The sequence below is a fragment of the Falsiroseomonas sp. genome (assembly GCF_051860665.1).
In the GTDB taxonomy this organism is placed as follows: domain Bacteria; phylum Pseudomonadota; class Alphaproteobacteria; order Acetobacterales; family Acetobacteraceae; genus Falsiroseomonas.
Window position 1 is genome coordinate 152,451 of the sequence record NZ_JBHYDM010000010.1, and the last position, 25,522, is coordinate 177,972.

At 72.6% G+C, this 25,522-nt stretch carries 19 protein-coding genes; 12 read left to right on the plus strand and 7 right to left on the minus strand.

Annotated elements, in window-relative coordinates:
- Positions 1–127 precede the first annotated feature (127 nt).
- Genes ACTIF1_RS12855 through ACTIF1_RS12865 form a run of 3 tightly spaced genes read left to right on the plus strand, consistent with a single transcriptional unit; the run spans position 128 to position 3,065 of the window.
- On the plus strand, positions 128–1,120 hold the full coding sequence (locus ACTIF1_RS12855) for a glycosyltransferase family 2 protein (protein ID WP_439596826.1): 993 nt from the start codon (positions 128–130) through the stop codon (positions 1,118–1,120).
- Positions 1,117–2,082, plus strand: a complete 966-nt coding sequence (locus ACTIF1_RS12860; RefSeq protein WP_439596827.1) for an FkbM family methyltransferase — start codon at positions 1,117–1,119, stop codon at positions 2,080–2,082. Before ACTIF1_RS12855 ends, ACTIF1_RS12860 begins: the two co-directional genes overlap by 4 nt.
- Positions 2,083–2,084: 2 nt before the next feature.
- Positions 2,085–3,065: a glycosyltransferase family 2 protein gene (locus tag ACTIF1_RS12865; protein ID WP_439596828.1), complete on the plus strand. Its 981-nt coding sequence runs from the start codon at positions 2,085–2,087 to the stop codon at positions 3,063–3,065.
- A 4-nt stretch (positions 3,066–3,069) separates the two neighbouring features.
- Here the strand turns inward: ACTIF1_RS12865 and ACTIF1_RS12870 are convergent, their stop codons facing one another.
- The 7 genes from ACTIF1_RS12870 to ACTIF1_RS12900 all read right to left on the minus strand — a co-directional run bounded on the left by ACTIF1_RS12870 (position 3,070) and on the right by ACTIF1_RS12900 (position 15,374).
- Positions 3,070–5,139, minus strand: a complete 2,070-nt coding sequence (locus ACTIF1_RS12870; RefSeq protein ID WP_439596829.1) for a hypothetical protein — start codon at positions 5,137–5,139, stop codon at positions 3,070–3,072.
- The gene (locus tag ACTIF1_RS12875) at positions 5,130–6,395 is read right to left on the minus strand and encodes a glycosyltransferase family 4 protein (protein ID WP_439596830.1); all 1,266 of its coding nucleotides are present in this window, start codon (positions 6,393–6,395) and stop codon (positions 5,130–5,132) included. Before ACTIF1_RS12875 ends, ACTIF1_RS12870 begins: the two co-directional genes overlap by 10 nt.
- Before the next feature lie 151 nt (positions 6,396–6,546).
- The gene (locus ACTIF1_RS12880; protein WP_439596831.1) at positions 6,547–7,857 is read right to left on the minus strand and encodes a putative O-glycosylation ligase, exosortase A system-associated; all 1,311 of its coding nucleotides are present in this window, start codon (positions 7,855–7,857) and stop codon (positions 6,547–6,549) included.
- Between the two features lie 9 nt (positions 7,858–7,866).
- Positions 7,867–10,632, minus strand: coding sequence for an XrtA/PEP-CTERM system TPR-repeat protein PrsT (gene prsT / locus ACTIF1_RS12885; protein ID WP_439596832.1), 2,766 nt, complete (start codon positions 10,630–10,632; stop codon positions 7,867–7,869).
- A gap of 11 nt (positions 10,633–10,643) precedes the next feature.
- Positions 10,644–12,038, minus strand: a complete 1,395-nt coding sequence (gene prsR, locus ACTIF1_RS12890) for a PEP-CTERM-box response regulator transcription factor (RefSeq protein WP_439596833.1) — start codon at positions 12,036–12,038, stop codon at positions 10,644–10,646.
- On the minus strand, positions 12,035–14,041 hold the full coding sequence (gene prsK, locus ACTIF1_RS12895; RefSeq protein WP_439596834.1) for an XrtA/PEP-CTERM system histidine kinase PrsK: 2,007 nt from the start codon (positions 14,039–14,041) through the stop codon (positions 12,035–12,037). The genes prsR and prsK overlap by 4 nt, the downstream gene beginning before the upstream one ends.
- 16 nt (positions 14,042–14,057) lie before the next feature.
- Positions 14,058–15,374: an exopolysaccharide biosynthesis polyprenyl glycosylphosphotransferase gene (locus ACTIF1_RS12900; RefSeq protein ID WP_439596835.1), complete on the minus strand. Its 1,317-nt coding sequence runs from the start codon at positions 15,372–15,374 to the stop codon at positions 14,058–14,060.
- Between the two features lie 330 nt (positions 15,375–15,704).
- Between ACTIF1_RS12900 and ACTIF1_RS12905 the strand changes: the two genes are divergently transcribed.
- From ACTIF1_RS12905 to xrtA, 9 genes are all read left to right on the plus strand, one after another.
- On the plus strand, positions 15,705–16,331 hold the full coding sequence (locus ACTIF1_RS12905; protein ID WP_439596836.1) for an XrtA/PEP-CTERM system exopolysaccharide export protein: 627 nt from the start codon (positions 15,705–15,707) through the stop codon (positions 16,329–16,331).
- A gap of 2 nt (positions 16,332–16,333) precedes the next feature.
- Positions 16,334–17,833 carry an XrtA system polysaccharide chain length determinant gene (locus tag ACTIF1_RS12910; protein ID WP_439596837.1) on the plus strand — a complete coding sequence of 500 codons (1,500 nt, stop codon included), beginning with the start codon at positions 16,334–16,336 and terminating at the stop codon, positions 17,831–17,833.
- A complete protein-coding gene (locus ACTIF1_RS12915) occupies positions 17,830–18,717 on the plus strand; it encodes a hypothetical protein (RefSeq protein ID WP_439596838.1) in 888 nt (295 codons plus the stop codon). Before ACTIF1_RS12910 ends, ACTIF1_RS12915 begins: the two co-directional genes overlap by 4 nt.
- Positions 18,710–20,392, plus strand: a complete 1,683-nt coding sequence (locus ACTIF1_RS12920) for a TIGR03016 family PEP-CTERM system-associated outer membrane protein (RefSeq protein ID WP_439596839.1) — start codon at positions 18,710–18,712, stop codon at positions 20,390–20,392. Before ACTIF1_RS12915 ends, ACTIF1_RS12920 begins: the two co-directional genes overlap by 8 nt.
- Before the next feature lie 9 nt (positions 20,393–20,401).
- On the plus strand, positions 20,402–21,370 hold the full coding sequence (locus tag ACTIF1_RS12925; RefSeq protein ID WP_439596840.1) for an AAA family ATPase: 969 nt from the start codon (positions 20,402–20,404) through the stop codon (positions 21,368–21,370).
- 44 nt (positions 21,371–21,414) lie between these two features.
- Positions 21,415–22,275: an XrtA system polysaccharide deacetylase gene (locus tag ACTIF1_RS12930; RefSeq protein ID WP_439596841.1), complete on the plus strand. Its 861-nt coding sequence runs from the start codon at positions 21,415–21,417 to the stop codon at positions 22,273–22,275.
- Between the two features lie 2 nt (positions 22,276–22,277).
- Positions 22,278–23,321, plus strand: coding sequence for a FemAB family XrtA/PEP-CTERM system-associated protein (locus ACTIF1_RS12935; RefSeq protein ID WP_439596842.1), 1,044 nt, complete (start codon positions 22,278–22,280; stop codon positions 23,319–23,321).
- Positions 23,321–24,547 (plus strand): TIGR03087 family PEP-CTERM/XrtA system glycosyltransferase, encoded by a 1,227-nt coding sequence (locus tag ACTIF1_RS12940; RefSeq protein WP_439596843.1) that lies wholly within the window; start codon positions 23,321–23,323, stop codon positions 24,545–24,547. Before ACTIF1_RS12935 ends, ACTIF1_RS12940 begins: the two co-directional genes overlap by 1 nt.
- Positions 24,544–25,522 (plus strand): exosortase A (gene xrtA / locus ACTIF1_RS12945; RefSeq protein ID WP_439596844.1); only part of this gene is annotated, 979 nt, incomplete at its 3' end. The genes ACTIF1_RS12940 and xrtA, both read left to right, overlap by 4 nt.

The following is a 25,522-nucleotide window of genomic DNA, read 5'->3' on the forward strand; positions in this document are numbered from 1 at the left end:
AAATTACGCTTAAGGTAATTAGTCGGCGCAATATTCTCATGGAATAAATTTGATCATTTTTATGCTGCCATGGATCGGATTTTGGAGGATGTTCCGCCGGCAATGAACGCCAGGAAGGGAGCAGAGGATGCGGATCAGCCTCATCTGCCCGGTCTACGACACGCCCCCCCCGCTGCTGCGCGCTGCGGCACGCTCGGTGCTGGACGCGACGCCGGGGGCGTCCGGCATCCTGCAGCTCATCCTGGTGGACGATGCCTCGCGCGCTGCGCCAACGCGCGCGGCCCTTCAGCAATTGGCGGTGGAGGATGCGCGCGTGCTGGTGCTGCGCAGCCCGCGCAACCGCGGGCCGGCGAGTGCGCGCAACCTCGGCCTTGAAGCCGCCATCGGGGACTGGATCGGCTTCCTCGATGCCGACGATCTCTGGCTGCCCGGGCATCTCGAAAGGCTGGCTTCCGTCGCCGCCACGCATCCCGATGCGGCCTGGATCGGCGCTGGCCATGTCCTGCTGCAACCGGGCGGCGGATGCCCGCCGGCGCCACGCCTGCCCGCCGCCGAGGGCCTGCCGCTGGCACCCGGCCTGCGGCGCCATGAAGGTGCCGGCCTGACGCGGCTGATGCTGGCCAATTTCTGGATGCATCTGGGCGCCATGGTGGTGCGGCGCGCGGTGCTGCGGCAGGCCGGCGGCTTCGCCGAGGGGCTGAGCTACGGCGAGGACATCCACCTGATGGCGCGGCTGTCCACCCTGGCGCCGCTGCACTACCTGGAGGCGGAGGGCTATGCCTGGCGTCGCGGCCGGCCGAGCCTGACCTCCAGCGCCGCGCGGCTGCGCTTCGATTCGCTGCGCGTGCACCAGATCGCCGCGCAGGACCCGCTGCTGCGCGGCTTCGCGCGGGAACATCGATGGGCGCGCTACAAGGCCACCAAGGGCCTGGCGCTGAACAACCTGCTGGCCGGGCGCCGTGCCGCCGCGCTGCATGCGGCGCTGCGGGCCTGGCTGCTCGATCCGCGGGAGGTCCACGACCTTTCGCACTTCCTGCGCCTCTGGCTCGGCGGCACCGAGGGCCGCGACCTCAGGCGCTACAGCCAAGCCGAACAGTTTTCCGTACGGAGCGCCCCTTGAACGCCATTCCTCTTGATGCGGCCGCGCCGGGCGAAGGCTCGCGACTCGCGCGCCTGAAATCCGCGGCGTTGCGCAGCGTCTGCGCCGCCACCCGCTACTACTTCCAGCGCGTGCCAGGCCGCTTCGGCAAGGCCTGGATCTGGCGCCACCTGGTGGAGCGCCGCCTGTTGTGGCGCAGCCTGGAGATCGAGGCGCGGTCGCATTTCGGCGCCCGCTTCGCCGGCAGCTTCCCCGACAGTGTGCACAGCACCATGTACTTCTTCGGCGTCTGGGAACCGACCATCACCGCCATCTACCGCGCCGCCCTGCGGCCGGGCGATGTGGTGGTGGATATCGGCGCCAATGTCGGCACCCATGCGCTGCTCGCCGCGCATCTGGTGGGGCCGACGGGGCGCGTGCATGCCGTGGAGGCCTCGCCCTGGATCCATGCGCGCCTGCGGCAGAACCTGGCGACCAATGGCGTGACCAATGTCCACACCTACAACCTGGCGGCGACCGAGGCGCCGGGCACCGTCTCCGTCTATCTGCATGACGCGCGCAACCTGGGCGGCACCACCATCCTGCCGACCGAGGCAGCACGCCTCGGCAGTGCGCATGAGGCGCTGGTGGAAGGCCTGCCGCTCGGCCAGATCGTGCCGCCGGCGGAGCTTCGGGCGGCGCGGCTGATCAAGATGGATGTCGAGGGCGCGGAATGGCTGGTGGCGCAGGGCATGCGCGACGTGCTGCCGCTGCTGCGCGACGATGCGGAGATCCTCTGCGAGGTGAATCCCGCCGCGCTGCGTCAGCTGGGCGGCTCGCTGGAGGCCTTCCTGGCGCTTTTCGCTGCGGCCGGCTTCCGGCCCTTCGAGGTCGCGAACCGCTATGCCGCGGATTTCTACATCGACCCGCCGCCGCTGGAGCTGGTGCCGCTGACGCGGCGCGACTTCGAACTGGCGGACCTGGTCTTCCGCAAGGCCGGCTGAGCATGCGCCGCCTGTCCGTCATCATCCCCACCTACAATCGCGCGGCGCTGCTGGCCGAGACGCTGCAGGCCGTGCTGGCGCAGAGCTGCCCGGCCGGGGAAGTCATCGTGGTGGATGACGGCGGCAGCGACGAGACCCCGGCGGTGGTGGCACGCCATGCGCCGCAGGTCGTCTACCACCGCATCGCGAATGGCGGCGACCTGGCGGCGCGCAATGCCGGGCTGGCGCTGGCGCGCGGCGAGCTGGTGGCCTTCTGCGACAGCGACGACCTGTGGCAGCCGGGGATGCTCGCCACCATGCAGGCGCTGTGGCGGGCGGAGCCCGGGCTGCGCGCCGCCTTCGCCAATTTCCGCATCCTGCGCGACGGTGCCTTGCAGCCGGGCGACAAGTTCGCCGATGCGCCGCCGGGCTGGTGGGGCGGGCTGCGCGCCATCGATGACGGGCTCGCGGTCTTCGATGCGCCGATCCTGGCGCGGCTGGTCCGCTTCCAGCCCTGCTTTCCCTCCTGCCTCGTCGCGAAGGCCGATTTCCTGCGCGGCATCGGTGGCTGGGACGAAAGCGTCGGCCGCCCGGTCAGCGGCGACCTGGCCACCATCCTGCGCATCGCCGAGCACGCGCCGATCGGCGTGGCGCTGCGACCGCTGGTCGCCATCCGCAAGCATGGCGCGAATTTCTCGGGCGATGTGCAGGCGATGAACCTGGGCGATGCGCAGGTGCTGGAGCATGTGCTGGCGCAGCGACCCGCGCTCGCCCCGCTGCGGGCGGAGATCACCGCCAGCATCGCCGCCCGCCGCGCCGCGGCGCTGGATACCGCCTTCGCGCGGCAGGATCTTGCCGCCGTGCGGGCGATCTATGCGCTGCTGCCGCCGGCAGGACGCGGCGGGCTGCGCCGGGTGAAGCGCGGCGTGGCCGCGCTGCCCGCGCCGCTCGGCCAGCTGGCCGGCGCCGCGCTGCTGCGGCTGGGCTCGCTGCGCGGGCGCTGACACGCTACCGGCAGCGCGGCATGTCGTTCGGCACGCGCGGCCGGCCCCGCGGCACGATGTTCAGGAGGGGGTCCCGCCGATAATCCGCGACGCCTGTAAAGGGCGCGCCGGCCTGGGAGAGCCAGTCATAGGCCGCGCGCGCCGCGCCCGATCCGCTGGCATCGATCACCGCGGCCAGGGATTGCAGCGCGAGCTGCGCGTAGTCGCCCTCCGTCTTGCTCCAGCCATTGCCGTTGGACAGCGAGGCGGCGCGCGTTGCCGCGCCGATCTGCCGCCAGCTGCGCAGCGGATTGCGCGCATCGGCATCAGCCTGCATCGCCAGCAGATAGGCGGCGCCGTCATGCGGCGGAAAACCCTGCGGCCCCATCAGGAAACGTCCGGCGAGGAAATTCGTCATCCAGTCGAGCACCGCCTGCGCATCCGCATTGCCGCGCCGCGCGGCGGCGGCGGCGATGGCGGCGAAATAATCCTGCTGCCAGGGTGGCAGCAGGCCCGGGCTGCCGTATTCGCCGGGGATCCAGCCCTGCGCCTCGCCCTGCGCGCGGGTCCAGCGCGGCAGTTGCTGGCGGATCCAGCCCCAGTTCGCCGCCGCCACCTCCCGCAGCCAGTCCGCATTCGGCTCCGCTTCCGGGCTGGCCCAGGCGGCATTGTCGAGCTGGCGCAGGGACCAGGCGGCGCCGCGCACCTGGTTGTCGCGCACCACATTCACCCCCTCCGCCAGGCCGGGCTGGCCGGCGGTGCCGCGGGCGCGCGGCCACTGGCCCAGCACGCACCAGCAGGCCTGGGCCTGCACCTCATCCAGGAAGGCGCGGCGGCCGGTCAGCAGCCAAGGCAGGGTTGCCAGGTCGGGCTGGTGCGAGGAAGCCAGGCTCCAGCCGGTATCCTGCGCGATCGGCTGGGCCAGCCCGCCGGGCGCGGCGCCGCCGCGGCCATCGGTCCAGAGCTCCGGCCAGCGCCGGGTGTCCATCCAGCGCCCGGCCTCGGTATCCCAGAAGTGCCAGGGGATGCTGCCCGCGGCCTCCGCCTGGCCGATGGCGAAGGCGGCGGCGCGCGGGTCGCCGGTCTGCAGCCAGGCAGCCTGCGGCATGGTCATGGGCCCGATATCGGCGCGCCCGCCGGTGCGGCCCATCTGCTGCGTGACGAAGCGCGGGCCGAGCGCAGATGCCCACGCCGCCTCCCGCGCCCGCTGGCCCATGGACTCCAGCAGCCGCGCCTCGACGCCCGTCGAAAGATCGTAGCGCGGCGTGGCGCCGGCCTCCGCCAGATAGGTCGCATCGGGCCGCACGAAGGCGGGCGTGGGGCCGCTGCGCAGCAGGCGGCCCCAACCGGTGTAGTGGTGGTGGCGCGCCAGTTCCGCCACCAGCGCCTCCCGCCCCTCCAGCAGCAGGCGCGCGGTATAGGCGAGGGCACCGCCGCCGGGACGCATGGCGCCGTCATTGCGCAGCCAGAGGTCGATGGCGATCGCGCCATCCGCCGTCAGCGTGAGGTCCGCCACCACGCGCAGCGAGGTCACGCGGCCGACCAGCATCGGTTGCATGATGCGCGCCTGCACGGCCAGCGGGCCGGCCTGCCAGAGTGCGGCCGGCTCTCGCAGCGCCTGGCGCAGCCCGGCCATCAAATCCAGTCGCTGGTCGGCCAGATGCAGGATGGCGCTGCGCCGGGACAGGTCCGGCGCGAAGGGCGCAGCGGCGACGGCCGGGCCGCGGTGCAGCACCACGCCGGCTTGCTCGCCTGCGGCCAGGGCAGGCGCGGCCAGCGCCAGCAGCGCGAAGCGGGCGGAGCCATCGACATGCCGCACCTTCACATCCGCCTGCAGCGGCACCGCCTTGCCGTCCGCCAGCCGTGCCGCAAGCCCGGCGCCCCGTGGCAGGTCGCCCTGTGCAAAGACCTGGCCGAAGGTGACGACGCGCCCGGCCGGCGCGCCGCGGCCTTCCAGCACCAGGCCGAGGATATCGCCCTGCTGCGACAGGCAGGGCATCGGCAGGCTGCGCACCACGCCGGCCTGCGCCAGGACGGCGGAGGGCGCCAGGGCGGCGACCCCGAGCCCGCCCAGGCCGCGCCGCGTCAGCCGCATGCCAGCACCTCGCGGAAAACCGCGAGCTGGCCGGCCGTGGTCTCCTCCCAGCCGAAGCCTTCGGCATAGGCGCGCGTCGCGGCGCGATCGATGCGCAGGCCGAGCAGCCGTCGGGTGGCGGCCGCGATCGCCTCCGGCGTCGTCTCCTCCATCACCAGGCCGGCGGCGGGGCTGCGCACGGCCTCCCTGCTGCCCCAGGCGGGGCTGGCGACCACGGGCGTGCCGCAGGCCATGGATTCCAGCAGCACATTCGCCCAGCCCTCCCGCGCCGAGGCCAGCACCAGCGCATCCGCGGCGCTGTAGTAGCGCGGCAGATCGGCATGCGGCTGCGCGCCCAGCAGATGCACGCGGTCGGCGACGCCCAGGCGCCGCGCCAGCGCCAGCAGCGCGTCGCGCTCCGGCCCCTCGCCCAGCACCATCAGCGCATGACCGGGCAGCAGCGGCAGGGCGCGGATCACCAGGTCGTGCCCCTTGCGCGGGATCAGGTGGCCGACCGAGGCCAGCAGCGGCCCGTCGCCGAGGCCCAGCGCCGCCCGCATCGCCATGCGGTCGCCGGTGGGCCGGAAGGCTGCGAGGTCGACGCCATTGCGCAGCACCGTCACCTTGCCGGCCGGCGCGCCAAGCGCCACCAGCCCGTCCTTCAGCCCGACGCTGACGGCGATCAGCGCCGCGGCACGCTGGATCGCCTGCTGGATCATCCGCCGCGGCAGACGGTAATCTGGCAGCTGCGAGATGTCCGAACCGCGCGCGGTGATCACCACCGGCAGGCCGAATTCGCGGCCGAGGCGAATGGCGGCGACGCCATCGGGATAGGCGTAATGCGCATCGATGGCATCGAAGCGGTGGCCGGCCGCGATCAGCCGCGCCAGCGCGCCGCGCGCCGCCGCATGCAGCGCCGCCGGGCCGGTGAACATGCCGAGGCCGGGCAGCGCGGCGAAGCGCGGGTGATGCACCGCGATCCCATGCCGGCTTTCCTGCGCCGCGATGCCGGCATAGCGCGACCAGGCCTGCACCCGCGGCCCGCCGAAGGGCAGGTTGCCGAAGGGAAACCAGGGCACCGGCGCCAGCACGGTGCTGGTGGCCTCACCGCCTGCGACCAGGTGGCGCAGGCGGTTTTCCACGAAGACGCCATGATGCGGCTGCGCCGCGTTGGGGTAGAGCGTGCTGAAGGTCAGCAGCCGCAGCGCGCCAGCGGGCCGGCGCGGGGCCTGGGCGCGCGGCGCGGGGCGCTCCAGCAAGGTCTGGATCGGGGGCATCAGCTTGCGCCTCCTCGCGCATGTCGAAGGGCCACCAGGCGCCGGTGCTTCCCGGCTTCTGTCGCGCCGACCAGACACAGAGCCAGGCGACGCCGAGCAGGGTGGAAAGGAAATACAGGCCATCCATGCGGCGGTTCCTTGGCGCTCGGGCTCATGCGGTGCGCCAGCCCCTGGGGCGCCATCCCTGGGCGGCGGCCCGCTGCGATACGGGCTCCGGCGCCGCCGCCAGGGCGCGGCGCACCAGCACATGCGCGGCGCCGATCACCACCAGCAGGGTCCAGAGGAAGTCCCAGTAGCTGAGCGACAGGAAGGTGCCGGCCACCAGATAGGCGACGAGCGAAACCTGCGACATGCGCCCCAGGTCATGCGCCCAGCGCAGCTCCGCGTGTCCGTGCGCCAGCCGCACCATGCGCTGCGCGTAGATGGCGCCGGTGACGATCAGCGCCAGCCAGATGAAGGCCGCGGGAAAACCCTGCTCGCCCAGCAGTTCGAACCAGATGCTGTGCACGGCGCGCGCCGGCCCATCCGGCTGCACGGTATCCACCACGGCCTGATTGTAGGGGCCGGTGAAGCCGGTGCCGGTCAGCGGATTGCGCAGCGCCAGCTGCCAGGAGATCTTCCACAGCTCCAGCCGGCCCATGGCGGAGCCGTCCTCCTGATAGGTGCCGATGGTCTCCATCCGCTCCATCCACTGCGGCGGCATGAAGGTGATGCCGCCGGCCAGCGCGACGGCGAGCACCGCGGCCGAGATCAGCTTGCGCTGGCTGCGCCACCACAGCGTCACGGCCACCGCCGCCAGGCCGAGCAGGGCGCCGCGCGAATAGCTGGCGATCAAGGCCAGCAGCGTCAGCGCCATGGCGGCGGCCAGGCCGAAGCGGATGAGGGCGTGGCGCGATTGCAGCCGCAGGTAGTTCATCAGCGGCGTGGCGACGAGCATGGCCGCGGCCAGGTGGTTGTTGTCGTGGATCATGGTCTGGGGCGGACCCCAGACGCGGTAATTGCCGCCGGTCACCAGGGAGAAGATGCCGCCGCGCACCCCGAAGTGGCCGATCGAGATCACCATCACCCAGATCAGCGCATGGATGCGCCAGCGATCGGTCAGCAGCGCGCCGGTCAGCAGCAGGCCGAGCAGCACCTTGCTGACGGCGCTGTACTTCTGCCAGACCTGCGCCGGATCCCCCGCCGCGACCAGCGTGGTCAGGGTGATGCAGGCGAGGAAGGCCACCAGCAGCGCGGTGATGGCATTCAGCGGCGGCCGCTTCGGCTCCTGCGCCAGCACGCAGCCCAGCAGCGTCGCGGCGAAGACCGCTGCGGCCCAGGGCTGTTCCATGGCGAAGCCATAGACCAGCCGGTGCGGATTCATGAAGGAGATCCAGCACCACAGCAGCACGCCGACGAAGGGGCGGAAGACCGCGATCGGCAGCAGGCCGGCCATGGTCAGCAGGAAGACGGCATCGCGCATCGCGGCGTGTCAGTTCGCCAGCGTGGCACGAAGCCGCTCGGCCGCCGCGCGTTCCGGGAAGGCGGTGGCGGCGGCGAGCACCGGCGCCAGCACGCGGCGCGCGCCTTCCGCATCGCCCACCTGGTGCAGCGCATGGGCCAGGTGGTAGCCGGCGCCGAGCTGCCCACCCGCGGCGACCGCCTGGCGCAGCAGCATCACCGCGAGCCTCGGCTCGCCGCTGCGCGCCAGGATCCAGCCGAGCGTATCCGCGGTCTCGGCATTGGGCAGCAGGTAGTAGGCGCGCTCCGCGAAGCCGCGCGCCTCCGCCAGCCGTGCCTCATCCTGTTCGCCCAGAACCCAGGCCAGGTTGTTCAGCGCCAGCGCATTCTCGGGCTGTGCCGCGACCACGCGGCGCAGTCGCGCTTCCGCCGGCGCCTGGCGGCCGGCCATCAGCTCCAGCTGCGCCAGGGCGGATTGCGCGGCCGGATCCTCCGGATGGCGCGCGACCCATTCCTCCAGCACGCGGCTGGCCTCCGGCATGCGGCCCGCGGCGCGCCAGGCGGCGGCCTCGCGCAGCGCCAGCGTCGCGCTCGGCACGGCAGCCTGCGCCGCCGCATAGGCCTCCGCGGCCGCCACATGGCGCTGCAGGCCCATCAGCACGTCGCCGGGCAGGGCAGGGGCCTGCGGGCCGGCCTGCGGCTGGCGTGCCATGCGCGCGGCTTCCGCCAGCGCCGCCTCCGGCCCGCCCGTCTCCCGGATCATGCCGAGCAGCGCCTGTTGCAGCACCGGCTCGCCCGGGCTGGCGCGCAGCCCCTCGCGCAACAGGGCCTCGGCCCCGCGCGCATCGCCGGCGCGCCGCTGCAGCAGGGCGCGCTGGCGGCGCGCGGGGAGGGAGGCCGGGTCCTCCGCCATCGCCTCCGCCGCCGCGGTCTCCGCCGCCTCGAACTGGCCGGCGGCGGCATGCAGCTCGGACCGCGCAAGCGGCAGCGCCGCGCCGCGCTGGTTGCGCAGCGGCGGCGTATCCAGAACCGCGAACGCGCCCGAAAAGTCGCGCCGCTGCAGCAGCAGATTGGCGCGCGTCAGGGCCAGCGGCGCGGCGGCGGGATGCGCGGCCTGGGCGACAGCCAGCGCCGCTTCCGCCGCTTCCGCCACCGGGCCCTGTCGCTGCGCCAGCGCGGCCAGGCGCGCCGCGGCCTCGGCATTGCCGGGTGCCGCCTGCAGCACGGCGCCCAGCAGCGGCACCGCCTCCGCCGCCGCATCCTGCAGCACCAGCACCCGCGCCAGGCCGAGCCGGGCCGGCGCGCTATCCGCGCGGCGGGCCAGCACGCCCTCGAAGGCGGCGCGGGCGCCATCCAGGTCGAGGCGCACCAGGCGCAGCGTGCCGACCAGCACGCCCGCCATCTCGCCGTGTCGTGCCGCCTCATCCAGCTGCGCGAGCTCCGCCGCAGCAGCATCGAGGTCCCCGCGCGCCAGCGCCGCGGCGGCCAGCATCTCCCGCGCCCCAGGCTGCGGTGGGCCAAGGTCCAGCGCGCTTTCCGCCGCACCCTGCGCGCCCCGCGCATCGCCGGCCGCCATGCGCGCCACGGCCAGGCGGGTCAGCAGCGCCGCATCCCCCGGCGCGATCCGCGCCGCTTCCTCCAGCGCCTGCACCGCGCGGCGCGGCTGGCCGATGGCGGTCTGCGCGCGGGCCAGCAGGTCATACAGCTCCGCATCGCGGGGCCGGTTCTGGGTCGCGCGGGTCAGCACCGCCACGGCCTCGCGGTGCCGACCATCGGCCATGGCCATGCCGGCCAGCAGCCGCGCGCCGCGCGGATCATCTGGCCAGCGCGCCACGTGGCGCCGCGCCGCATCCTCCGCCTGCGCCCGCTGGCCCAGCCCGCCTTTGGCCAGCGCCAGCAGCAGGAAGCCGTCCGGGAAATTCGCCAGCTGCGCGGAGATGCGCTGCAGGGTGGCATCCGCCGGTGCCCAGTTGCGCTGGCTGACGAATTGCATGGCGCGCAGATACAGCGCCGTGGCGTGGTTCGGCGTGATGGCGAGGACGGCGTCGAGATCCGCCGCCGCCGCCGCCGCATCGCCGCTGCGCAGCAGGGCATCGGCCCGGCGCAGCCGCGCCGGCACGTCGGCGGGTGCGCGTGCGATCACCCGCCCGAAGCTGGCGATGGCGCCGGCGCGGTCGCCGCGGTCCATCTGCAGCGAACCCTTGCGCAACCAGGCCTCGTCAGCCTCGGGATGCGTCTCCAGCAGCCGGTCCACCCGCGCCTCCGCCGCCGCGCGGTCGCCTTCCGCCACGGCCAGCGCGACGGCGGCGAGGCTGGTCTCCAGCGCCGCCGCATCCAGCCGCTCGGCCAGCGTCACGGAGCTGCGCGCTGCGGCCAGGTCGCCCAGGCTGAGCTGGGCCAGGGCGCGCCCGGTGGCCACCTGCGCCGCGACGGCGGGGGGGGACTGCACCTCCGGGAAATCGGCCAGCAGGTCGCGCGCCCGGCCCTGCACCAGGTAGCTGCGCAGCAGCAAGGCGGTGGCGGCCGCGGGGTCGTGGCCGCGTTCGAGTGCGGCGCGCGCTTCCCGCTGCGCCGTCTCGGCATCGCCCAGCAGCAGGCTGGCCTCCGCCAGGCCCATGCGCATCGCGCCATTCTCGGGCTGCTCGCGCACCGCATTGCGCCATTCGATCTGTGCCGCGCGCAGCTCGCCGCGGGCGGTGGCGGTGCGTGCGCGATCCTGCGCATCGGCGAAGGCCGGCACGCTGGCCGCCATCAGCGCGGCCAGGGTCAGCGCGGGAAGGCTGTGGAATCGGGCCATGGGGGGTGCCTTCAGGAGGGAGTCTGGCAGGAGGTGGCGGGTTCCGCGCGCTGCGGCGAAAGCCCATGCGTCTCCAGCAGGTCGTAGAGCGTGGGCCGGCTGATCCCGAGCAGCCGCGCGGCGGCCGAGAGGCTGCCATTGCCGCGCGACAGGGCGCGGCCGATCATCTCCCGCTCCGCCCGCGCGCGGGCAGCGCGGAGGTCGAGATCCTCCGCCACTGCCGGTGATTCGGCCGCGGCGAGTTCGAGATCGCCGGCATTCACCAGCGGACCCTCCGCCATCAGCGCGGCGCGCTGGATGCGGTTGCCGAGCTCGCGCACATTGCCGGGCCAGGGATGCGCCGCGATGGCGGCCAGCGCGGTGTCGTCGAAGCCGCGCAGGCGGCGCTGCGCCTCCTGCCCATGGCGGGCCAGGAACCAGCGCGCCAGCAGCAGCGCATCGTCGCCGCGTTCGCGCAGCGGCGGCACGCGCAGCGTCAGCGCGTTCAGGCGGTAGAGCAGGTCCTGCCGGAAGCCGCCGGTCTCCGCCAGCTCCTCCAGCGGCTGGTTGGTGGCGGAGACGACGCGCACATCGACGCGGATCCGGGTGCGGCCGCCGATGCGCTCGATCACCTGGTCCTGCAGGAAGCGCAGCAGCTTCGCCTGCAGGGACATGGGCAGGTCGCCGATCTCATCCAGGAACAGCGTGCCGCCATTCGCCGCCTCGATCTGCCCGGTCACCTGCCGCACCGCGCCGGTGAAGGCGCCGCGCTCATGGCCGAACAGCTCGCTCTCCAGCAGCGTCTCGGGGATCGCCGCGCAGTTCAGGGCAATGAAGGGTTTTGGCGCACGCGGGCCCTGGCTGTGCAGGGCGCGCGCCAGGGCTTCCTTGCCGGTGCCGCTTTCGCCCAGCAGCAGCACGGGGACGGAGACGGTGGCCAGCCGCTCGATGCTGCGGCAGAGCTTCAGCATGGAGTCATCGGCCGTGATGATGTCCGCGATCGGGCTCGGGCGCGGCGCGGCGGCCAGCCGCTGGTTCTCCTCCTCCAGGGCGCGGACATGCAGGGCGCGGCCGAGGATGGTGCGCAGCACGTCGAGATCGACCGGCTTCTCGCAGAAGTCGTAGGCACCGAGGCCGACCGCACGCAACATCGTCTCCCGCTGCCCCTGTCCGCTGGCGACGATCACGGGCAGGCCCGGCGCCAGGGCGCGGAGTGCGGCCAGTGTCGCAAAGCCTTCCGCGACGCCCTCGGCATCGGGCGGCAGGCCGAGGTCGAGCAGCACGGCGGCGGGCTGTTCGCGCTTCGCCATGGCCTCGGCCTGCCGGCGGTCGTTCGCGATGACGACGCGCCAGGCGGGAAAGGCCCAGCGGTATTGCGCGCAGAGGCCGGCATCATCCTCCACGATCAGCAGCTTCGGCTTGGTCATGCCGCGATCTCCTGCAACTGCAAGGCGGGGGCTTGGGGCTGGCACGGCAGGGTCAGGCGCATGGTGGTGCCGGCGCCGGGCGCACTCAGCGCCAGCAGGTCGCCGCCCGCATCGCGCAGCAGGTCGCGCGCCTGCCAGGCGCCGATGCCATGGCCATCGGCGCGGCCGGAGACCAGCGGGCGGAACAGCCGGTCGCGGATGAATTCCGGCGTCATGCCCGGGCCGCGATCGGTGATGTCCAGCACCATGCGCCCCGCCTGCCGTCCCAGTGTCACGCGCACCGGCACGGCGGGCGGCGAGGCTTCGATCGCATTGTCCAGCAGGTGGCGCAGCGCGGCGCCAAGATCCTGCGGCCGAATGGCCACGCGCAGGTCATCGGCGGTCTCCGCCTGCAGCTCCACCGGATGCGCCACTTCGCGCAGGATCTTCCGCAGTGTCTCCAGCGGTGCCAGCAGCGCGGGGTGTTGTGCCGGTTCGGGCTGCCGCAGCCTGGCGATCAGCGCATGGATGCGCCGGGCGGAGGCGCCGAGGGTCAGCAGCATGTCGTGCTGGAATTCCGGATCCGCGATATTGTGCTCGGCATTGGCCAGAACCAGGGTGAGCTGGCTTGCCACGTTCTTCACGTCATGCGCCACGAAGGCGAAGCGGCGGGCGTGTTCGGCCAGCGCCCGCTGGTCCTGCAGCCGTTCCGCGGCACGGCGCTCCGCCAGGAACATCGCGACTTCCCGCCCCACGGCGCGCAGCAGGTCGAAGGCCTCCGCATCCAGCCGGAAGCTGGCGCGCGGCGGGGCCAGCAGCACCAGGCCGAGCAGCCCGTCCTGGTGGTGGCGCAACGGCACGGCCAGCCAGAGCGCACCAAGGTCCCGCGGCACTTGCGTGACGATGCGGGAGCCATCGCCCAGCGCCGCGACCAGCGGATGGTCCGGCGCCAGCTCCAGCGGCTCCGGCGGCAGGTTCCAGGACCCCGCCCAGCGCAGCGGCGCCGCGGGCGTGTCGCGCAGCAGCAGCAGGCCGGCCGGGCTGTCCACCGGATCCGCCACGGCGATGATGGCGCGCTGTTCGGCTTCGGCATGCTGGGCGGAAAGGGTCGCCACGCAGCGCAGCCATTCTGCGCGATAGTCGAAGCGCGCGGCGAAGAAATGGTCCACGATGCGGCGCCGCAGGCGGGAGCGCATGGAGGCGGAGGAAGCGGCCACCGCGATGGCCAGCACCGCGCCGGCCAGCAGGCTGACCTGCGCCGCGCCGCCCCAATCCGCACCGAAGCGACGCAACCCTTCGCCCACCGCGCCGACGCCGGTGAGGAAGGTGCCGGCGATGATCAGCGTGGCGCCATGGAAGACCACTTGGCGGGAGACGGGCGGGTTGCGTCGCCAGCGGCGGTCGCGCAGCGCGGCCAGCACCAGCAGCGGCATGGCGAGCGCCGTCAGCACGGCGCGCGCATCGAGCAGTGCGGGTGCGTAGAAGCGATGCAGCGCCGCATCGGCATGCAGCACCACATCCAGCGCCGAAAGGCCGCCCAGCGTCAGGCAGGGCAGGATGACGTGCCAGCGCGCGGCGCGATCCGCATTGCGGTAGAGATTCTCAGCCACCAGCAGCACCAGCAGCGCGAGGCCGAGGCGTGCCATCAGCCCGGGCGAGCCCAGCGTCGGCAGCTGCGGCGCCGCCGGCAGCAGCGCCGCCAAAGCCAGCATGGTGAGGAGCCCACCCGCGGCGCCGAAGCGCAGCGCCAGCGGCGCGGCCGTGGCACCGCCATGCCGGCGCGACAGCAGCAGCAGCAGCCCGAGCCAGGTGGCGCTGCGCAGGATCTCCAGCGCGCCGGCCAGCCCATCCAGCGGCATGCGCGGCTGCGCGGCGACGGCGGCCGCCCAGCCCGCCGCGGCCATGCAGGCCAGCGCCAGCGGAAGCGCGGCGCGGCCACGGCCACCCAGCAGGATCAGCGCCGCCCAGCCGAGGCAGAGGGCCGCCGCGGCCAGGTGCAGCCATTGGGAGGCGCCGGTGATCACCGCTTCCGACCCGGCATCAGCGCGCGCCCTCCTGGAACAGCACCACGCGCACCGTCGCCAGCAGGATCAGCAGGTCCAGCAGCAGGCTGCGCCGGCGCACGTAGTAGAGGTCGTAGGACAGCTTCATGCGCGCCTCCTCGACCGAGGCGCCATAGGGATAGTTCACCTGCGCCCAGCCGGTGATGCCGGGCTTGACGATGGCGCGGTCGTGGTAGTGCGGGATGATCTCACCCAGCTGCGCCACGAAGGTCGGGCGTTCCGGCCGCGGCCCGACGACGGACATGTCGCCGCGCAGCACGTTGATGGCCTGCGGGATCTCGTCGATGCGAGTCAGCCGCAGAAAGCGGCCGATGCGGGTGACGCGCGGATCGCCGCGGATCGCCCAGCGCGCCACGCCGCCGGCCTCGGCATCCGTCACCATGCTGCGGAACTTGAACAGCATGAAGGGTCGGTTGTTCAGGCCGATGCGTTCCTGGCGGTAGAAGACGGGTCCGCGGCTGTCGAGCTTGATGGCCAGCATGGTCAGCAGCAGCAGCGGCAGCGTCAGCAGCAGCAGGGCGCCCGCCACGGCAATGTCGAAGCCGCGGCGGGCGGCGGCTTCCAGCGGCGTGGTCCGGCCGGCCTTGGCGCCGTCCAGCCAGCCGGCGGGCAGGCTTTCCAGCTCCAGCCGCTTCAGCCCCTCTTCGCTGAACTCTGCATCGGTGAAGACCTGCAGCCCCGCCGCGGCGCATCTTGCCCGCATGGCGGGTGGCAGCGGCGCGGAGCCCTGCGCGACCACGGCCCAGATGCGCCAGGCGCGCATGCGGCCGCTGACGAGCGCCTGGGTGAGTGCCTCTCCCACCGGCAGGGCGAGCGTGACCTCGAAGGGCTGGTAGCCGCCTGGCTTGGCCTTGGCACCCACCAGCACGACCCGGCGCAGCGGCGGGCGCAGCAGGGCGAAGCCGAGGCGGGTGAGCAGGATGGCCAGCGCGGTGCCCAGCATCGCCGCGATCAGCGCATGGCGCTGCACGGTGGAGATGCCGTCGCCCTCCGTGAATTGCAGGGCGAGCACGGCCAGCAGCAGCAGGATGGTGGTGCCGGCGAGGCCGGCCAGCAGCGTGGCGCGCAGGCCGGCGAGCGTGCCCGGCTGGTACAGGCCGACGGCGCCAGCCACCAGCAGGGCGACACAGGCGGTGGCGGCGGCCAGCAGCATCGCGGGGCCGAGGCCTTCCGCGGCAGCGAAGGGACCGGCACCGACCAGCAGCGCCAGGACGCAGAGAAAGATGGCGCCCGCCTCGCCGAGGCAGAGCGCCAGCAGTTCGGACCGCACGCCGTGGCCAAATAGATTCGTCATGAGAATTGCCCTCGTCGCGGGACATCATGCGGCAGGGCGCGCCGTTTGTGATCCGAATAATAATCACAAAATATTGTAATTGAGATAATTCACACGAATATGGGCGAAAACTGCGGTGGGCGTAAGCCTCTTCGACCGAACTCCCATGATTTTCCGCAAGGCGGCAGCTTTTTCTCCGAAATTGCGCCCAAGTTAAATACGCGGATCCAAAATCTAGATGGCGCTGCCCGGCGCAGTTTTGTATCGCTCCTGCCGTCCAGAGGCGCAGCCCGTCCGGGGTTCTCCCGGCCCATCTGCCCCATCCTCTCCAGCCAGCCAGGGGCCATCGGCATGAACAGCTTCCGCTTCGCAGGCCTCGCGGCCTCCGCGCTCGCCATCGGCCTGGCCGGCTGCGCCACGACCCCCGCCAGCCCGCCGCCGTCCAGCTCCGAGCAGCCGGCCGCCAGCAGCTATCTGATCGGCCCCGGCGATACGCTGAACGTCTTCGTCTATCGCGCGCCGGAACTCAGCGCCCAGGCCCTGCCCGTGCGGCCGGATGGCCGCATCTCGCTGCCGCTGGTGCCGGATATCGAGGCCGCGGGCCGCAGCCCCACCGAGCTCGCCCGCGCGCTGGAGGCGCAGCTGAAGGCCTATGTGCGGGAGCCGAATGTCACCGTCATGGTGCAGTCCTTCATCGGCCAGCCGAACCGCCAGATCCGCGTGATCGGCGAGGCGACGCAGCCCATGGCTATCCCCTATCGCGAGGGGCTGAGCCTGCTGGACGTGATGATCGGCGCCCGCGGCCTGACCCGCTACGCCGCCGGCAACCGCGCGGAGATCATCCGCCGCCCGCCCAATGGCGCGGCGACCGAGGTGATCCCGGTGCGGCTCGATGACCTGCTGCGTTCCGGCGATATCTCGCAGGACGTGGCGATGCGGCCGGGCGATACGCTGGTCATCCCACAGGGCTGGTTCTGACCGTGAACCTGCACGGGCTGCTCCGTCGCACCCTGGCGGCCGGCGCGCGGCATCGCTGGCGCGCGCTGGCGCTGGCCTGGGTGGTCTGCCTTGGCGGCTGGGCGGGGGTTGCGCTGATCCCCAACCAATATGCCTCCACCACCCGCGTCTATGCCGATGCGGATGCGATCCTCGGCCTGCTGCTGCGCGGCATCGCCATCGACAGCTCCCCGGCCAGCCAGGTGGAGACGCTGCAGCGCACGCTGCTCTCGCGTCCCAACCTGGAGAAGATCATCGCCCGCACGCGGCTCGAGGCGCAGGTGCAGGATGAGGCGAGCCGCGAGCGCGTGCTGAACCGCCTGGCGGCCGATATCCGCATCCGCACCCAGACGCGCAATCTTTTCACCATCGAGTTCCAGGACCGCGATCCGCGGCTGGCGCATGAGGTGGTGGCCACCGCGCTGAACCTGTTCATGGAGGCGGCGACCATCACGGATCGCCAGCAGATGGACAATGCGCGCGACTTCGTCTCGCAGCAGATCGCCTCCTACGAGGTGCAGCTGCGCCAGGCGGAGCGGCGGCGCGCGGAATTCCGCAGCCGCTACATCGATATCCTGCCCTCCGAGGCGCTCGGCGGATCCTCCCGCCTCGAATCCGCGCGCGCGCGGCTGACGCAGGTGCAGGGCGAGCTGGAGGATACGCGGCGGCGCCGTGACCTGACGCGCCAGCAGCTGGAAACGGTGGCCGAGGCGCCGGCCCCGGTGGCGTCCAGCGGCGGCGGCAATGGCCGCCTGGCCGAGGCGCAGCGGGCGCTGGCCGAGCTGCGGCTGCGCTACACGGACCAGCATCCGGATGTGCGGGCCGCGATCGGCGTGGTGAATGCGGCGCGCAGCGGCGGTGGCGGGGGCGGCGCCGCACGCCCGGCCGCCGCGCGGGAAAATCCGGCGCTGGAGCTGATGCGCGTGCGGCTGGTGGATGCGGAATCGCAGATCGCCTCGCTGGAGCGGCAGGAGCGCGAGGGCCTGGCGGAGGTGGAGCGGCTGGACGAGATCGCGCGCAGCGCGCCGCAGGTGCAGGCGCAGTTCCAGAACCTGGACCGCGACTACACCGTGCTGCGCCGGAACTATGAGGAGCTGCTGGCGCGGCGCGAATCGCTGCAGCTGGCCGGCGCCGCGCGGGACAGTTCGGACCGCGTCCAGCTGGAGGTGGTGGACCCGCCGACACGGCCGACGCAGCCGGTCTCGCCCAATCGCCTGCTGCTTTCCGCCGGCGTGCTGGTGGTGGGCCTCGGCGCCGGCCTCGGGCTGGTGCTGCTGCTGATGCAGTTCGATCGCAGCTTCTACACGCTGGCGGATCTGCGCCGCATCGGGTTGCCGGTGCTGGGCGCCGTCTCCGCCCCGCCGCGGCGCGGGGCGCTGCTCTCCGGCATCGGCTTCGCCGGCGGGCTCGTGCTGCTGTTCCTCGCCTTCGGCGCCGTGCTCGCGGATGCGCCACGCATCATTGCAAGGATGCTGCTGGCATGACCGGGATGATCGCACCGCGCAGCCATCTGGCCGAACGCGCCGTGGCCGCCATGGGGCCGCTTCGGGGCGGCGAGGCGGCGCCGCCGGCGGACCCCGTGCTGCGCGAAGTGCCGCGAAATGCGGAGGGCTTTGCCACGCCGCCCGTCGCGCCACCGCCGGCCGTGGGGCTGGAGGCGCTGCGCGCCGCGGGCCTGGCCTTCACGCCGCAGGCCGAGACACGTCCGCGCCTGGTGGAGGAGCTGACGCTGATCCAGCACCAGGTGCTGCGCGCCATGCCACCGCCCGATCCTGCGCGCCAGGGCAGCGCGCGGCAGGCCGTGATGGTGACCAGCGCGAGGCCGGAGGAGGGCAAGAGCTTCATCGCCCTGAACCTGGCCGCCAGCCTGGCCGCGGCGGGCGACCGTCCGGTGCTGCTGGTGGATGTGGATGGCGGTGCGGGGGCGCTGACGAGCCGGCTCGGCCTGGCGCCGGCCATGGGCCTGCGGGCCCTGGCGCAGGATCCGTCGCAGCCGGTCGCCCTGCTGGTGTGCAGCACCGCGATCCCGGGGCTTGCCGTGTTGCCGCATGGCGCGCGCCAGCCGGGCCAGGCGGCGCCCAGCGGCGCCGCGCTGGTCGCCGCCTTGCGCGCGCTGGCGGTGGCGCTGCCGCGCCATGTCCTGGTGCTGGACACGCCGGCCGCGCTGGCCTCCAGCGATGCGCCGGCCCTGGCCGCCACGGTCGGTCAGGTGCTGCTGGTGGTGCAGGCGGAGGCGACGCCGCGCGATGCGGTGGAAGCGGCGCTGGACGTGCTGGAGGCCTGCCCGGTGCTGCAGCTGGTGCTGAACCGCAGCCGCCTCAGCAGCGATGACAGTTTTGGCGATGCTGCGGCCTGCGCCGATGGCTGAGCGGGCCCTTTGCGCGCCCCCGCTGGCGCTGCTGCTGGCGCTGGGCGTCAGCCCGGCGCTGGCCGCCAGCCCGCCGCTGCCCGATGCGACCGGCCCGGGTTCGCTGCCTTCGGTCCGTGCCGCGGCCGAAGCCGCGGCCACGGCCGAGCGGGGCGGCGCGACGGAAGGCTCCGCCGCGCCGCCGATCCGGCTCGGCCAGTTCGGCTTTCCCGTCACCGGCACGCCGGCCGCGCCGGCGGAGCCCGCTCGCGCCTGGACCATAAGGCCCAGCCTCTCGGTGCAGGGGGTGGCGACGGACAATCTGCGCCAGAGCGCCAATGGCAAGAGCGGCGACGTCTTCACCACCATCGAGCCGGGCGTCGCCATCTCGGCGGAGACGGCGCGGCTGCAGGGTGTGCTGAATTATGCGCCGAGCGCCCGCTTCCATGCGGAGAATGGCGACGAGGACCGGCTCGACCACAATTTCAATGGCCAGGCCCTGGCCAGCCTGGTGCCAGGCCGGGTCTATCTCGACCTGCGTGGCGCTTCCTCGGTGCAGAGCGTCACGGGCGGCTTCGCGCCGGAATCCAGCGCGGTGGCGGAAGAACGCGACCGTCTGCAGACCACCAGCTTCCAGGTCTCGCCCTATCTCGTGCAGCGCTTCGGCGATACCGCGACGGCGCAGATCGGCTATGCCTTCCAATCGGTCGACCAGTCCGGCGGCGATGGCGCGCTGGCGTTGCAGCCGGGCCTGCAGCGCGGCGATGTGGCGCAGTCCTTCACCGCGCATCAGGGCTATGCGGTGCTGCGCACCGGCCCCGATTTCGGCCGCCTGGCGATGGAGGGGCGGCTGGAAGCCACCTCCTATATCGGCGATGGCGTACTGGACGGCGCCTATCGCCGCATCGGCACGGTGGAGGCGCGCTACGCCATCCTGCGCGGCGTCGCGCTGCTGGTGGAAGGCGGCTACGAGCAGCAGCGTTTTGCTGGCACGCCGGGCATCGATATCAGCGAGCCGGTCTGGGCCGTGGGCACGCGGCTGGACTTTTCCGAATCCAGCCGTATGACGCTGCGCTACGGCCGGCGGGACGGGTTCAACGCCCTCTCGGTCGATGCCAGCCTCGCGGTCGGTGGGCGCACGCGCGTCTCGGCGCGCTATGGGGAGCGGCTGAGCAGCTCCGCGCTGGATGCGGCGGACCTGCTCTCCACCACCTCGCTCGACCAGTTCGGCAATCCGATCGACCTGGCGACCGGGCTGCCCGTGGCGCGGCCCTTCAGCGGGTCCTTCCTCGGCACCCAGAACAGCCTTGCGCGCGTGCGCAGCGCCTCGGCCGCCATCGTGCAGACCTGGCCGCGCGACATCTTCGCCCTGACCGTGACGCGGGAGGAGCGGAGTCCGGTTTCCGTGGCGCAGGGCGGCAGCAGCTTCGCCCAGCGCGGCACCTCCGGCAGCTTCACCTGGTCTCATGCGCTGACACCGGCGACGGATGCCATCGCCTTCCTGCAATACGGCCGCAGCAGCAGCGAATTGGGCGGGGACGGCACGACGTTGAGCGCCAGCCTGACCTTCGTGCATCAGCTGCGCGAACGGACGGCGCTGACCCTGCAACTGGCCAGCAGCCGGCGTGAGACCGCCGGCAGCAACGAGACCGCGACGCAGAACTACATCCTCATCGGCCTTCGGCAAACCTTCTAGGAGCCCGCGATGCTAGGCGAGATCTACGGATTCCGGGCGCATCCCTTCCAGATGACGCCGGACGCCAGGCTGTTCTACGAAAGCTCCGTGCATGCGCGTGCCTATGCGCATCTGCTCTACGGCATCGCGCAGCGCGAGGGTTTCGTGGTCGTCACCGGAGAGGTGGGCGCCGGGAAGACCACGCTGGTGGAACGGCTGTGTGGCCAGCTGGACCCGACAGGCTTCGCCGTGGCGCGCGTCAGCACCACGCAGGTGCAGGGCGACGACCTGCTGCGGCTGGTGGCCGATGCCTTCGGCGCGGAGCCGGAGGGCAACAAGGCCGCCGTGCTGCGCGGCATCGCCGCGGCCCTGCGCAGCGGCGGGCGGCGCTATCTGCTGATCGTGGATGAGGCGCAGGGCCTGGCGCCGCCGGCGCTGGAGGAGCTGCGCATGCTCTCCAACGTGACGGAGGGCGGCCAGGCGCCGATGCAGACCATCCTGCTCGGCCAGCCGCAGCTGCGCCGCACGCTGGCCAGCCCGGACCTCGACCAGCTGCGCCAGCGCGTACTGGCCTGCTACCACCTGGGCGCGCTGTCGCGCGAGGAAACCCATGCCTATGTCGAGCACCGCATGCGCGCGGTGGGCTGGCTGGATCATCCGCGCTGGGAGGATGCAGCGCTGGACCTGGTGTATCGGCACAGCGAGGGCATCCCGCGCCGCATCAACCGCCTCTGCTCCCGCGTGCTGCTCGGCGCCGCGCTGGAACACGCCACGGTGCTGACCACGCAGCTTGTGGAGGCGACGGCGATCGAGCTCGAGGAGGACCTGGGCGGCGGCATGGCAGCGCAGGTCTTCGGCATGCCCGCGCCCGAGGCCGGGGCTGTGCTGCGCGAGATCGAGGGCCGCGTCGAGGCGCTGGAGAACCTGACGGCGCGGCGCGAGCGGGTGTTCCAGCAGATGGCCGATCTATTCGGCGGCGGTCGGAGGGCGCATCGGTGAACCTGCACGAGATCCCGCGTCGGGACACACGCCTGCGCAATGCGATGAGCGTCGACGTGGAGGACTGGTTCCAGGTCCAGGCTTTCGCGGAAGCGATTCCGCGCGAGGAATGGGACTATCTGTCCTGCCGCGTCGAGGCGAATACCGAGCAGGTGCTGGAGCGCTTCGCCGAGGCCGGGGTGCGCGGCACCTTCTTCACCCTGGGCTGGGTGGCGCAGCGCTACCCCGCGCTGGTGCGGCGCATCGTCGCCGCGGGGCATGAACTGGCGAGCCACGGCCATGGGCATGAGCGGGTGGATGTGATCGGCGCCGCGGCCTTTCGCGCGGATATCCGTCGCGCGCGCCGGCTGCTGGAGGATGCGGGCGGGGTCGCCGTGCGCGGCTATCGCGCGCCGACCTTCTCCATCGGGCCGCAGACGCCCTGGGCACATGCGATCCTGGCGGAGGAGGGCTATCACTATTCCTCCTCCATCTTTCCGGTGAAGCACGACCTCTACGGCGCGCCGGATGCACCGCGCGGGCCGCATCGGCCGCATCCCGATGGCGTGCTGGAACTGCCGATGACGACGGTGCGCGCCTTCGGCCGATCGCTGCCCTGTTCCGGCGGCGGCTGGTTCCGGCTGGCGCCCTACCGGCTGTTCCAGGCCGGGCTCCAGCGGGTGAACCAGCTGGAGGGACGGCGCGGGATCTTCTACTTCCATCCCTGGGAGCTGGATCCGGACCAGCCGCGCGTCTGGCAGGCGAAGCGACTCTCGCGCTTCCGCCACTATACCGGCCTGCAGAGCATGGGCGCGCGGCTCGATCGCCTGCTGCGCGACTTCGCCTGGGGCAGCATGACCGATGTCTTCGCGGCGGAGCTCGGCGAGCCCGCGATGCCCGCCAAGCTGCGCGCGATGGCGGGCTGAGCATGGTGCGGATCATCGAGCTTGAGGACGGCGCCAGCGAAGGCGCCCATGCGGCCTGGGACGCCTTCGTGCATCGCATGCCGGACGCCACCTTCTTCCACCTGGCGCCCTGGCGCCAGGTGATCCGGCGCGCCTTCGGCCATGCCACGCACTACGCCTATGCCGAGCAGGACGGCGCCATTGTGGGCGTGCTGCCGCTGGCGCGGATGAAGACGCTGCTCTTCGGCGATGCGCTGATCTCGACGCCCTTCTGCGTCTATGGCGGCCCGGTGGCCGCGACGCCGGAGGCCGCCGCGGCGCTCGAATCCTATGCCATGGACCTGATGCGCCGCACCGGCGTGCCCAGCCTGGAATTCCGCCGCCGCGACGTGGCCGATGCCGGCTGGGACGAACGCCCCGCGCTGCACCACACCTTCCGGCGCGCCATCACCGGCGATGCCGAAACGGACATGAAGGCGATTCCGCGCAAGCAGCGCGCCATGGTGCGCAAGGGAATCTCCAACGGGCTGCGCAGCGTCTCCAACACCGATACGCGCACGCTGCACCATGTCTATGCCCGCATGGTCCATGCCCTCGGCACGCCCGTCTTTTCCGAGCAGTATTTCCGTATTCTGGGCGAAGCCTTCCCGGATGCGCATGACGTCACCACGGTGCTGCACGAGGATCGCCCGGTGGCATCCGTCCTGAACTTCCACTTCCGGGACGAGGTGCTGCCCTATTACGGCGGCGGCACGCCCGCGGCGCGAGGTCTTGCCGCAAACGACTTCCTCTACTGGGAGGTGATGCGCCGCGCCGGTGCCGAACGCGGCGCGCGCATTTTCGACTTCGGCCGCAGCAAGGCCGGCAGCGGCGCCTTCGACTTCAAGCGCAACTGGGGCTTTGCGGCCCAGCCGCTGCACTATTGCTACCAGTTGCGGCAGGGCGCACGGCTGGCGGAGAACAATCCGGCCAATCCGAAATTCAGGCTGATGATCGCGGCCTGGCGCCGCCTGCCCTTGCAGGTGGCGAACCTGCTGGGGCCGCAGATCGTGCGGGGCCTCGGCTGATGCGGCCGCGCCTGCTCTTCCTCTGCCACCGCATCCCCTATCCGCCCGACAAGGGCGACAAGATCCGCGCCTGGCACATGCTGGACCGGCTGGCGGAGAGCTGGGACATCGACCTCGGCTGCCTGGTGGATGACCCGGCGGACCTGCGCCACCTGCCCGTGCTGCAAGCCCGCTGCGCCAGCGTGGAGGTGCGCGAGACCGGCAGCCGCCGCCAGGCGGCGCTGCGCGCCCTGCTGCGCTGCCGGCCCGGCCTGCCGCTCAGCCTGGGCTGGTTTCATGAGCCGGGGTTATGGGACTGGACCCAGGCGCAGCTGGCCACGCGGCGGCACAGCGCGATCTTCGTCTATTCCTCCGCCATGGCGCCCTATGTCATGCGGCCCGAGGCGCAGCGCGAAGACCTTGTCCGTGTACTCGACATGGTCGATGTCGATTCGGAAAAATGGCGCGCCTATGCGGCGGGTGCCAGGTGGCCGATGCGCCAGGTCTGGGCGCGGGAGGCGCGCACGCTGCTGGCCTTCGAACGCCGCGCCGCTGCGGCCTTCGACCGCACGCTTTTTGTCTCCGCCGCCGAGGCCGCACAGTTCCGCGGCATGGCGCCGGAGGTGGCGGGCCGGGTGGACCATGCCGACAATGGCGTCGATCTCTCCGCCTTCGATCCGTCGCAGCTGACGCGAAGCCCCTATGCCGCCGGCAGCCGTCCCATCGTCTTCACCGGTACCATGGACTACCGCCCGAATATCGAGGCGGTGTGCTGGTTCGCCCATCGTGTGATGCCGCTGCTGGCGGATCTGCCGGGCGTGGAATTCCATATCGTCGGCGCCCATCCGGCGCCGGCGGTGCGCGCCCTCGCCGCGCTGCCGGGCGTGCATGTCGCCGGCGCGGTGCCGCGCATCCAGCCCTGGATCGCGCATGCCGCCTGCGCCGTGGCGCCGCTGCGGATCGCGCGCGGCATCCAGAACAAGGTGCTGGAGGCGATGGCCATGGCCCGCCCCGTGGTCGCCAGCCCGGAGGCTTTTGCGGGCGTTCGTGCCCGGCCGGGCCGCGATCTCCTGGTGGCGGAAGGCGCCACGGCGATGGCGGAGGCGCTGCGCGCCGTGCTCGCCGGCCAGCATGGCGGCCTCGGCGCCCGCGCCCGCGCCGCCGTGACGGAAGGCCACGACTGGCGCGCGACGCTGCGGCGCCTGGATGCGGTGCTTCCCGTGCCAAGGGCGCGGGTTGCGGCATGAACGTGACCCTGCCCGTGCGCCCCGCCGCCGCCCGGGACGGGGGCTGGGCGCTGCCGCTGGCGGGGCTCGGCCTGGGCCTGCTGGCGCTCGGCCTGCTGTTCCGCGCGGAGGTCGTGGCCGCGCTGGCGACCTGGGAGCGGTCGGAGGCCTATACCCATTGCTGGCTGGTGCTGCCGATCGCCATCTGGCTGGCCTGGCAGCGGCGGGAGCGGCTCGCTCCCCTCTCGCCGCAGCCTTCGCTGCCCTTCGCGCTGCTTGCCTTGGGCGGCGCGCTGGCCTGGCTGGTGGCAGAACGCCTGGGCATCATGGAGGGCCGCCAGCTGGTGCTGATCGGGCTGGTCTGGGTGCTGGTGCCGGCGGTGCTCGGCTGGCGCATCGCGCGGGCGATGGCCGCCCCGCTGGCCTATCTCATCTTCCTGGTGCCCTTCGGCGAATTCGCCACGCCCTTCCTGCAGGATGTGACCCTGCGGATGATCCTGGCCGGGCTGCATGCCTTCGCCATTCCGCATTATGCCGATGGGCTGGTGATCGAGATTCCGGCCGGCACCTTCCTGGTGGCCGAGGCCTGTGCCGGGCTGCGCTTCCTGATCGCGGCGCTCGCCTTCGGCGCGCTCTATGCGCTGGTGATGTTCCGCAGCCCCGGGCGGCGGCTGCTGGTGATGCTGCTGGCGCTCGGCGTGCCGGTGCTGGCGAATGGCATCCGCGCGCTGGGCATCGTGCTGCTGGGCCATCACCTGGGCAGTGCGGAGGCGGCGGCGGCGGATCACCTGATCTATGGCTGGGTGTTCTTCTCCGTCGTCCTGCTGCTGCTGGTGCTGGCCGGGCTGCCCTTCCGGCAGGATGCTGGCGTGGCGCTGGCGGATGACAGGCGCGCGCCACCACGGCCGGCGCGCCCGGCCGCGGCACTGGGCGCGGCCGCGCTGGCGGTCGGGCTGGCGGCGGCGGGCCCCCTGGCGGCGGCGCGGCTCGATGCCA